This window comes from Candidatus Bipolaricaulota bacterium, from assembly GCA_021159055.1.
GTDB lineage: Bacteria > Bipolaricaulota > Bipolaricaulia > UBA7950 > UBA9294 > S016-54.
Genome location: JAGGSO010000084.1, coordinates 1 through 10,129 on the forward strand (window position 1 = coordinate 1; position 10,129 = coordinate 10,129).

At 58.7% G+C, this 10,129-nt stretch carries 9 protein-coding genes; all 9 read left to right on the top strand.

The features are described 5' to 3' along the window. The first annotated feature begins 478 nt into the window (after nucleotides 1-478). The 9 genes from J7J55_04240 (at nucleotide 479) to J7J55_04280 (ending at nucleotide 10,109) form a co-directional block, all read left to right on the top strand. The gene (locus tag J7J55_04240; protein MCD6141910.1) at nucleotides 479-1,651 is read left to right on the top strand and encodes an IS110 family transposase; all 1,173 of its coding nucleotides are present in this window, start codon (nucleotides 479-481) and stop codon (nucleotides 1,649-1,651) included. A gap of 8 nt (nucleotides 1,652-1,659) precedes the next feature. Then, nucleotides 1,660-1,896, top strand: a complete 237-nt coding sequence (locus tag J7J55_04245; protein ID MCD6141911.1) for a DUF4872 domain-containing protein — start codon at nucleotides 1,660-1,662, stop codon at nucleotides 1,894-1,896. Between the two features lie 192 nt (nucleotides 1,897-2,088). After that, on the top strand, nucleotides 2,089-3,459 hold the full coding sequence (locus J7J55_04250; GenBank protein ID MCD6141912.1) for a hypothetical protein: 1,371 nt from the start codon (nucleotides 2,089-2,091) through the stop codon (nucleotides 3,457-3,459). Nucleotides 3,460-4,071: 612 nt separating this feature from the next. Beyond that, complete coding sequence (locus J7J55_04255) at nucleotides 4,072-5,061, top strand: LacI family DNA-binding transcriptional regulator (protein ID MCD6141913.1); 990 nt, start codon at nucleotides 4,072-4,074, stop codon at nucleotides 5,059-5,061. Then, nucleotides 5,058-5,966 (top strand): dihydrodipicolinate synthase family protein, encoded by a 909-nt coding sequence (locus J7J55_04260; protein MCD6141914.1) that lies wholly within the window; start codon nucleotides 5,058-5,060, stop codon nucleotides 5,964-5,966. The genes J7J55_04255 and J7J55_04260 overlap by 4 nt, the downstream gene beginning before the upstream one ends. Nucleotides 5,967-6,031: 65 nt before the next feature. Continuing rightward, nucleotides 6,032-7,300, top strand: a complete 1,269-nt coding sequence (locus J7J55_04265) for an ABC transporter substrate-binding protein (protein ID MCD6141915.1) — start codon at nucleotides 6,032-6,034, stop codon at nucleotides 7,298-7,300. A gap of 45 nt (nucleotides 7,301-7,345) precedes the next feature. Beyond that, nucleotides 7,346-8,248 (top strand): sugar ABC transporter permease, encoded by a 903-nt coding sequence (locus tag J7J55_04270; GenBank protein ID MCD6141916.1) that lies wholly within the window; start codon nucleotides 7,346-7,348, stop codon nucleotides 8,246-8,248. Then, nucleotides 8,245-9,078, top strand: coding sequence for a carbohydrate ABC transporter permease (locus J7J55_04275; GenBank protein MCD6141917.1), 834 nt, complete (start codon nucleotides 8,245-8,247; stop codon nucleotides 9,076-9,078). The genes J7J55_04270 and J7J55_04275 overlap by 4 nt, the downstream gene beginning before the upstream one ends. Further along, complete coding sequence (locus tag J7J55_04280) at nucleotides 9,078-10,109, top strand: exo-alpha-sialidase (GenBank protein MCD6141918.1); 1,032 nt, start codon at nucleotides 9,078-9,080, stop codon at nucleotides 10,107-10,109. The genes J7J55_04275 and J7J55_04280 overlap by 1 nt, the downstream gene beginning before the upstream one ends. The last annotated feature ends 20 nt before the right edge of the window (nucleotides 10,110-10,129 follow it).

Genomic DNA, 10,129 nt, shown 5'->3' on the forward strand with positions numbered 1-10,129 from the left:
TAGAAACCGACGTAGAGAAAAACAAGCGCGACATCAGGGAGATCAAGACCAAACTTGCGATGCCGTAATCTCAGACGTTGTCCACAAAAAAACAACCGTTCGGAGCGGCGGGCCCTATCTCCGCCGGAGGTGTTCACAAAGCTGCGAGCGCGAAATCACCCTCCCGGCGTCGACGGAGGCGTCGCAGACAAGCTGCGCCGCTCGTATACTGGTAGTGATGGAATACAAGGCAGGGCGGTCAGTGGCCGGCCCCGTATACTTGGGTGAGGACCCTTTGAGGTTGGCTCGCTGCGCCGCTTGTGGGTCTCTACAGACGCCACATACTGTAACAAGAACAACCTGCGGGGCCGTGCCACGGATCAGCTTGATGTAGGCCTCTTTGGCGCTACGTATCTAGCCGCGAGCTTGTAGACCGCCCTGCCTTGGACCATTCCTCACTGGGAACCCTCCCATTCTAGCACATTGGAGGCGATCGGTCATGTTCTACCTCGGTATCGACATCGGTAAGTTTAACCACGCTGCGGCATTGATGAATCAACAAGGAAAGGTCGTGGCTACTCTCCCTTCCTTTCCCAACACACGCAATGGATTCCAGAACCTGCTGGCACTAATCACAGCACATCTACCACCAACAGAAGAGCTTCGTGTCGGTATGGAGGCCACGGGTCCCTACTGGATCCCGTTGGCCGAATGGCTGAAGGCACACGGATGGATACCGGTCATCCTCAACCCGATCAAGACAGCGTCGTTGCGTAATTACGGGATACGCGGAGCAAAGACCGACAATATCGACAGCGTTCTCATCGCCAACACCCTGCGCATCGAGGGGGAACAACCACAACCGGCCTCTCCTAAGCTCAGTGACGAACTGCGTCACTTCACCCGGCTGCGCGCGGATATGGTCAAGGATCGCCCCCGTATCGGGTTAAGGGTGACTTCCATTTTGGATCGCCTGTTCCCTGAGCTGCTCTCTTCCTTCTCCAAGGCCCTCTCTCCCTCTTGCCTAGCTCTGCTCTGTGAAGCTCCTACACCAAGCAAAGTTCTTGCCCTAGGTGAGGAGAAACTAGCCACTCTCCTCCGCAAGGCCAGTGGTGGCAATCTTAAAACAACACAGGCCAAGGAGATCATGGACAAAGCAACTCAGTCTGTTGGAGTTCCTTCTCAGGCAATGGAGGAGGTACTCGCTCTTCTTCTCGAACAGATCAACTTGATTAACTCTCAGCTAAAAGTGGTAGACCACCGTATTACACAGCTGTACGAGCAAGCTGGCGTCTACTTCACCAGCATTGGTGGAGTAGGAACCCTCAGTGCGGCCACCATTCTGGCAGAGTATGGGAGCGTAACTAAGTTTACCCAGCCCAAGCAGATGGTCGCCTTTGCCGGTATTGATCCCAAGCTACGCAACTCCGGCCAGCATCAAGGACAGGTGCACATATCCAAGCGCGGCCCTCATTACCTACGGCGGGCATTGTACTTAGCCTGTCAAGGGGTGGTTCGCAACGACGACTACTTTCATTCCATCTATCAGCGTCATCGTGACAAGGGCAAGTCTCACAAGGAGGCGATCATTGCGGTCATGAATCGGTTTATTCACGTTCTCTACGCCATGTGGAGGGATAACCGACCCTACTACCCCTTGACACAAGCATAGCTTGTTACATGTACAGCCGCTTCCTGCGGGAGGAAGCCAAGATCACCGGCGAAGACCGATTTAACGAGAGCGTCGCCGAGTTCCAGCGCATCGGCGATAAGTGGAAGGTGGTGGCGGAGATATTCAAAGGCGCTTCCGAAGCGGACGACCCGGCGGCGGCATTGCCGGAGATACAAGCCCCACTGCCGGAACTGGCCGACCTGGAAGAAGCCGCCTGGTCACGGCTGCGCAAGATAGTTCAGTGAAGATCTTTACCAGCCAGTCCGAAGTGGAAAGCGACAGGCTCCTTTTCTTCCTTTGCATGACATCAAGTTAGATTCCGATACCTCAGCGGCAAGCCCGTGCTCCTTTGGGTCGTTGTGCATTCGATTTGCGTGCTGGTTTTATGGAGCGTAAAATTTTTTATCAGCAAAACAGGTGTTTAAGGGGGGTGTGGGATGCGGTCTGTGAAGCTCTTCTTGGTTGGAGCGATAATCGCGGCGACCGTTGTCTCGGTCTGCGCGGCACCGGAGTTTTCGTGGAAGGCGGTCACCACCGACCATTACCGTCTGCTCTTCCCGGCCGGAGCAGGGAATCCTGACGGGATCGTCCGAGGCGTGGCGAGGATCGGGGATCAGACGATCGATCTCTGGGTGCCCGAAGGCCTCAAGGGAGCGATCCCGGTTTTGGATAAGACGAGTGTAGAAGGTCCCCCCGAAGTTGTTGAGGAATACCTTGCAAATTACAGGCCGTTACTTATCGCGATCTATCCTGATTGGGAAGCGTTAGGGTGGGATTTCCGCCCGCAATTCGGTGTTTTCGGCCTGCTCGCCAACACTTCTTCCATGTCAAATTGCATTTCCCGGATGGTCCACCGCCCGAAGGAGTTTCTAAACGAGAGTGACCATCCCGGTAAGATCTGGATGGATTGGGTTGTCGGTGTCTCCGGGACCGGTGACGACGATTGGAAAGGAGCGCTTGTCCACGAACTGACCCACTACGTGCAGCTTGAGATGGCATTGAAGACGATCGAGCCCCCCTCTGAAGCGGAAGAGCCTTCCCCGGAGAATATCAAAATCTCCCCGGGCCTGGACACCACCCTGTGGATAGAGGGAACGGCGACTTGGGCGGAGCATGCGCTCGGGTACGCGGATGCTCAGGAAGATCTGTGTCCCGCTGCAGCGGCGATCTACCTCAAGAACGGAGGTAGCCTGGAAAAAGTTCCCATGCTGTTGCGCTACGACGTCGGCTACACCCTCGTAGAAGCCCTTGCCAAACTCATTCCTCCCACACAGATCTCCGTTTTGCTCGCCCCGATCTATCTTCCCATCCGCGAGGTGGATTTCAACGAGCGGTTTTCCCGCTTCACCGGGGAGATGTGGAGGGACTTCCTGCGCAAGTGGGAGGAGGAACTGAGCTCGATCGAGATAACCCAGGGAGACCGGGTGTACTACGAGTTCATCAGGCGGGGTTATCCCGTACGGTTCAGGTTCCTTTCCCCGCTTCTCACCGCGGCGCAGAGGGATGAATTCCTTGGGATCTGGGATCGAGTGACGGCAGGGCACGGGACTCCGGCGGACCTCGACTGCCTGGAAGGGCTCTTTTCCTCCCTCACTGCGGAGCCGACGGACGAGTTGCTCGAAGCGCTCTACCCGCGGGAGGAGGGGCTGAGTCACTGGACCTACGCCGAGTACGGAGCGCAAGCGCAGGCGGACGTGGCGCGGCTGTCGATCCTGCGGATCGGGCAGAAGGCCGAGTACATCCGGGAGTTCGTGCGAATAGTCAACACGTACTTCGTTTCCAAGAGTGCACCTGTGGTGCTGCCGTGATGCCGTGTTTAGTCTTTTCTCATCGAAAGATGAGCATGAGCGCATGAGCCGTTAGGACAAGATACCCGGTAACGAAAGCCCTTGCCCTTCTCCTCCTGCCTTAGCGCTTTCCGTGCTACTGCGTCATTGACGTGATAACTACCTTATCCCCGTTGAGATCGCCTCTCCGGTGTACTTAGTGGGAAACGAGTGCCGTTTGTAGGGTCGCACCCGTACATGACCGCTACGGCGAAACAGGGTAATGAACCTTGTCAATTGTGAGTTAGAGATTCCTGTTATCTTGCACCTGTAACGTCTACGCTTGATCCAGGCATGGCTCTCTTCCTGTGAGCGTCCCTTGAACGTCAGCACATTGCTCGAAGCGAGAAGTGCCTTCAGTTCTCCAATATTCATTACGCGTTTGTCCGTCATCATCAGAATCATGCCTCCTATGATGTGACCCACGCGCTTGAGTTGCCAGCGATTCCTCACGTTTATCTCGCATGAGATTCACCACCTCGCTTCATGCTCATCTTGTATGAGACAACTCTGGGACTTGACAGCGAGGTGCGACGCCGGTATGATGTAAAACGTTTACGGTAAACGATTACGGTTGCTGTATCGGGAGGACGGATGGCGACGATACGGGATGTGGCGCGTGCAGCTGGGGTCTCGGTGGCGACAGTATCGCACGTGATCAACGGGACACGCCCGGTAGCACCGGAGACGGCGGCGCGGGTGCGGCGGACGATGAAGGCACTCGATTACCATCCCAACGCTGTCGCCCAGTCGCTCCGCACCCGGAAGACGCATGCAATCGGGGCGGTCGTCTCAGACATCACCAATCCGTTTTTCGCTACTCTGGTGCGCGGAGCGGAGGACGCCGCGATCGAGGCCGGTTACTCTCTGATCGTGTGTAACAGCGACGAATCCCCGGAGAAGGAGGATCGCTACGTCCGCCTGCTGCGACGCCGGCGAATGGATGGACTCCTCATCTCCCCGGTTGGTGACGGATCGAGCAAGGCAGTCCGAGAGCTCCCGGAGTGGAAGGTTCCGTTCGTGTTCATCGACCGCCGTGCTGCGGGGATCGATGCCGATGCCGTTCTCTCCGACAACGTTGACGGCGCCTATCAGGCGACCAAACACCTGATCGAACGAGGACACCAGCGGATCGGAATCATCCTCGGGATAAAGGGAGCAACCACGACCGAAGAGCGGCTTGTCGGGTACCGTAAGGCGCTTGAAGAAGCGAGGATCCCGGTCAGGGAAGAGCTTATCGCCTACGGCGGGTACCGCACGATCGGGGGGATGGAATGGACAGAGCGGTTTCTCGCCGCTCCTGCCCCGCCTACAGCGATCTTCAGCACTAACAACCTGATGACCGTTGGGGTGCTGAAGGCCCTTGCCCGCCACAGGATAAGGATACCGAACGAGATGGCGGTGATAAGCTTCGACGACCTTGACCTGGGGGAGCTCTTCCAACCACCACTCACCGCGATTACACAGAACCCTTATGAGATCGGAAAGGTAGCGATGAGAATCCTCCTGTCCCGCTTCGCGGGCGAGGAAGGACGTGAGGAGATTCGTGTCCCGGTCAAGCTCAATGTGCGGGGGTCGACATGAAGGATTTCAGCGGCGTGTGGGTGGCGATGGTCAGTCCGTGGAACAAGAAAAAACGGGAGCCGGATCATGTTGCCATCGAGGGATTGGTCACTCGATTATCCGATACCGGGATCGCGGGGCTGTTCATCCTCGGTACGACCGGAGAGGGGACGCTCCTTTCTCCGGAGGATAGGAAGAGGTTTGCCGAGTCGGTGGTGACGCGCGCCGGAAGACTGCCAGTAATTGTACACACCGGGCATGACCGGACGGAGGTCGCCTATGACCTATCGCGACATGCGGCGAAGATCGGAGCGGCGGGGGTCGCGGCAGCCCCTCCGTGCCGCTATCGCTTCACCTCAGAAGAACTGCAGGCCCACTATCTAGAAATTGCTTCCGCTGCTGGTGACCTTCCGTTTTTCCTTTACGACATCCCAGCGACTACCGGAAATCCGTTGAGCGCTTCCTTGCTTACCGGCCTACGCACGGCCGCTGCTAACGTCGTCGGGGCCAAGATCAGCCGCGGGGACTGGGAGGCATGGGAGGGCTATCTCGATGTGGCAGAGGAGTTTACCCTTCTCGTTGGCAAGGACGAGATGGGATTTCCCCTCCTTCTGCTGGGTGGAAGTGGACTTGTTTCAAGCTGTGCCAATATTTTCCCCGAGCTCTACGTCGCCCTCTACCATGCAGCGATGAACGGAGATATCGCGCTTGGAAGGAAGATTCAAGAGTTGATAACTGAGCTGTGCCGCGTCACCCGCCGCGGGCACGTTCCGACGATCAAGCGGGCGCTTTCCATCATGGGACAGGAAGTGGGGGATCCGCTTCCTCCGCTCCGTCCGCTCCCGCCCGCGGAAAACTCCGGCCTTTCCGCGCAGCTTACAGCAATTCAGACCAAAGCGGCACAGTGGGTAGAGAAAGGGGGGTGATAGCAAGGAGCAGAACCAATCGGCGGAGAGAAGTACTAAGACAAAAAGGGAGGTGCAGTTAGATTATGCATAAGACTTGGAAACTTGCGATTCTGTTGGTAGGACTACTGTTTGTAGTGGGGTTGCAGACGTTCGCTGCCCAGCCGATCAAGATCGTGTTCAACACCCTGTTCCACGAGGCCGACGCCAAAGCGATGGAACAGATCATCAACCAATTCAACGCCGAGCACACCGACATCCAGGTGGAGCTCACCCAGGGTGGGTGGACGGATTACTACGCCCAGCTGCGTCTGTCGGTGATCGCCGGGAACCCGCCGCAGATCGGAATCTGCCACACCAACAAGCTCGTGGAGATGGCCGATTACCTCACCCCGCTCGATGCTTCCCCGGTGGGGAACATCCTCCAGATGGCGGGATTCGTCCCGGATAACTACGTCTCCGCCAACTGGAATGCGGGCGAATTGAACGGGCATCACTATCTGATCCCGCTCGATACCCATGGCTGGGGGATTTGGTACAACAAGGACATCTTCAAGGCAGCCGGGCTTGATCCGGACAATCCTCCGCAGACGCTGGCCGATTTCATGACCGCCTGCGATAAGATCAAGGCAGCCGGATATTACGCGTTCCATCCTGGTGAGGATGCCGCCCCGCGCAAGCTCCGCCGCGCGTGGTACGTATTCTATTGGCAGATGGGAGGCCAGCTGTTCGACAAGGATTACACCCACGCCACGTTCAACAACCCGAAGGGGCTCTTGGCGTTGCAGTTCCTCGTCGACATCTTCAACGACTTTGGCTGGGACGAGCCTGGGAGCAACGGCTACGACCAGTTCGCTGCCGGGAAGCTGGGGATGTTGATCGCCGGTAACTGGTACTACGGGACTGCGAAGGCGAGCGGGGTAAACTGGGGCTACATGAAGATGCCGAGCTTCTTCGGCACTCCCTATACCTGGGGGAACAGCCACCAGATCGTGATCCCGGTCCAGCCGAAGGGAACCTCCAAGGAAGTCTACATGGCCGCCGCTGAGGTGATCAAGTACGTCTCGGAGCACTCCCACATCTGGACGATGTACGGCGGGCACATCACTGCCTACAAGCCTGAGGCGAAGAACCCTGAGCTTCTTGCATCCGATTACTGGAGCAAGTCCGGCAAGTGGTTGAACGAGATGGCTCAGGCAGGACTGGTCCACTTCCCGATCAACAACCCGCACGGCTCGGAGCTGGAGCATGCCATCCAGGCCCAGATCGAGCTCGCGGTGAACGGGAAGATCACCCCGCAGGAGGCGCTCGCCAACGCGGAGAAAGAGTGCAACAAGATCCTTCAAGGGAAATAAGGAGCGAGGCGGGCGGGGGCCGTGTAGCTCCCGCCCTTTCTTACAATGCGCAAAAGAATCGGCGAATTTCTATATCGGCACCAGGGGCTGGAGGGGATCCTGTACGTCCTTCCGTTCGTCAGTTTGTGGGCGGTCTTCCTCGCCTGGCCGGTCGGATACGGGATCTACATCAGTCTGTTCGATTGGAACCCGATGCGCGGCTCGAAGTTCGTCGGGCTGGCGAACTACATTACTCTGTTCCATGAGCCGCGGTTCTGGAACGCGTTCGGGAACACGTTTAAGTTTGCCGGGATGACGATCCCGCTCATCATTGGACTTGGGTTCGCGTTCGCACTCATGGTATGGGGATGGGGGCGGACCCGACGGGGGACAACTGCAGTTCAAGCGATATTGTTCTTCCCGTACCTGCTCACCGTTTCCATCGTGGCCATCGTCTGGAAGTGGCTTCTCGACCGCGACTTTGGGTTGGTACAGCACACCCTCACCTCGTTGATCCCGTCTGCTCCGGTCTTCCTCACCAGCACGACGTGGGCCCTGCCGGCGATCGCGCTCGCCACTGCATGGTGGCTGGCGGGCTACCGAATGGTAGTGCTGCAGGCCGGGTTGGAGGAGATCCCCCAGGACCTGTTCGAGGCGGCGGCGATCGATGGTGCGCGGCCGCGGCACCAGTTCTTCCACATCATCCTCCCCTTGATCAAGCCGTCCCTGTTGTTCGCGCTGGTGCTGACGATCATCTCGGCATTCCGCACCTTCGGCCAGGTCCTATTGATGACCGACGGCGGGCCGGGCCGCTCGACTGAGGTGCTGGCCCTCTACCTGTACCGGGTCGGATTCGATTACTTCCAGGTGGGAAAGGCCGCGGCAGCCGGGGTCATTCTCCTGTTTATGATCCTGCTGTTGACGCTGATCGGGGTGAAGTTCCTCGGGCTTAAGTCGGAGTTGCAATGAAGGCGTGGCGGATCATTAAGAGGTATCTTCCGTACGTAATCATGTACGGGATCGCGTTTCTGTGGATTATCCCGATCCTGTGGATGGCGGACACCGCGTTCAAGCCGCGTCCTGAGATCCTGACCATTCCGCCTTCCTGGATCCCGTCCCACTTCACGGTGGAGAACATACAGCGCTTGTTCGCTCAGTGGCCGTTCGGGCGCTGGGTGCTGAACAGTGTCATCGTTTCAAGTTTCGTCACGCTCGGGTCCCTCATTGTCTCGACGTTGGCCGCGTTTTCGTTCGCACGGCTCCACTGGCGAGGAAGGGACACGCTGTTCATGATCCTGCTCGTCTTCATGCTCCTCCCCTGGCAGGTAAACGTGATTCCGCTCTTCTTCACGATGACCAAGTTCGGGTTCCTCAATACCTACCAAGGAGTGGCCCTGCCGATGATCGCGATGCCGATCGGGGTGTTTCTCCTGCGCCAGTTCTTCATCAACATTCCTAAGGAGCTTGAGGACGCAGCCCGGATCGACGGGTGCTCCAGCTTCGGAGTGCTGACGCGGGTGATCATCCCCGTCTCCAAGCCGGTGTTCGCTGCGTTCGGGGTGTACATGTTCAACTTTGCGTGGAACGAGTTCTTCTGGTCGATGATCGTGCTGCGCAAATCCCAGATGGTGACGCTCCCGGTCGGGCTGAAGCTCCTGCAGGGGGCGTTCGAGATCGACTACGGGTTGATCCTCGCTGGCGCGTTCATGGCCTCTCTCCCCTCGCTATTCGTCTTCCTCCTGCTGCGTCGCCAGATCATCCGCGGGTTTACGTTGGCTGGGTCGGGGTCGAAGGGATGATGGAGCGCCGATTCTGCATCGAGCCGAGCCCGGAGTACCCGAGCATGCACGCCTCGAGCGTGTGCGAACTGGAGGACGGCGACCTTCTCGCGTGTTGTTACGCCGGGATGCGGGAGGGATCACCGGATTCGGTGGTGCTGGGAACGCGGTTCGATTCCCACAGGAAGCGGTGGGGCGCCCCCGCGGTGTGGGTGGACGTGCCGCGCCGTGCTCCGGCCAACCCCCGGGTGTTCCTCGGCCCGCGCTCCGGCGAGGTGTGGCTCGTCGTCGGGGTCAACTACGGGCGGTGGTGCAGCGGCGACACCTATCTCTTCTTCAAGCGGAGCCTCGATGGCGGCAGGAGCTGGACCGACCTCGAGCTCCTGGTGGAAACCAAGGGACTTCTGGGGAGGAACAAGCCGTTCCACGAGGACGGAGTGTGGATCCTCCCGGTCGAGTGGGAGCGGGCCTGGAGCGCCGCGTTCCTCCGCTCCACGGACGACGGGGAAACATGGGAGATCATCGGCGACCTCGGCCGCGCGGCCGGGGCCCACCTGATCCAGCCGACGGTGATCCGGCGAAGCAATGGAGCGCTCCTCGCTTACATGCGCAGCCAAGAGGGGTACATCTACCGGAGCAAGTCCCGCGATCTCGGTGAGACGTGGACCGTTCCGGTACCGACTTCACTTCCGAACAACAACAGCGGGATCGACATGGTCCGACTCCGTTCCGGCCTGTTGGCGCTGGTGCACAACCCGGTCGGCCTGCCCCCTGCCCCGCCGGGGCTCGATGAGCGCTGGCCGGCCCGGATGCCGGTTGGGTTCGACCGCTGGGGCCCGCGCAGTCCGCTGGTGGTCTCGTTCTCGCCCGACGATGGTGATACCTGGCCGTGGTCGGTCACCCTCGAGGAGGGGCCGGGGGAGTACAGCTACCCAGCGGTGATCCAGGGGCGGGACGGTACCCTGCACATCACCTATACTTATCGCCGGGCTGCCATCAGGCACGTTGAAATCACAGAGGCGGAGGTAGAGGCGATTTGCAGGGTGTCTTGACTATTTTCACGAAAGGAGGA

Bases quoted from the DNA above. Each gene is read 5' to 3' on its own strand.
- J7J55_04240 (MCD6141910.1), top strand. From the start codon at position 479: ATGTTCTACCTCGGTATCGACATCGGTAAGTTTAACCACGCTGCGGCA.
- J7J55_04245 (MCD6141911.1), top strand. From the start codon at position 1,660: ATGTACAGCCGCTTCCTGCGGGAGGAAGCCAAGATCACCGGCGAAGAC.
- J7J55_04250 (MCD6141912.1), top strand. From the start codon at position 2,089: ATGCGGTCTGTGAAGCTCTTCTTGGTTGGAGCGATAATCGCGGCGACC.
- J7J55_04255 (MCD6141913.1), top strand. From the start codon at position 4,072: ATGGCGACGATACGGGATGTGGCGCGTGCAGCTGGGGTCTCGGTGGCG.
- J7J55_04260 (MCD6141914.1), top strand. From the start codon at position 5,058: ATGAAGGATTTCAGCGGCGTGTGGGTGGCGATGGTCAGTCCGTGGAAC.
- J7J55_04265 (MCD6141915.1), top strand. From the start codon at position 6,032: ATGCATAAGACTTGGAAACTTGCGATTCTGTTGGTAGGACTACTGTTT.
- J7J55_04270 (MCD6141916.1), top strand. From the start codon at position 7,346: ATGCGCAAAAGAATCGGCGAATTTCTATATCGGCACCAGGGGCTGGAG.
- J7J55_04275 (MCD6141917.1), top strand. From the start codon at position 8,245: ATGAAGGCGTGGCGGATCATTAAGAGGTATCTTCCGTACGTAATCATG.
- J7J55_04280 (MCD6141918.1), top strand. From the start codon at position 9,078: ATGGAGCGCCGATTCTGCATCGAGCCGAGCCCGGAGTACCCGAGCATG.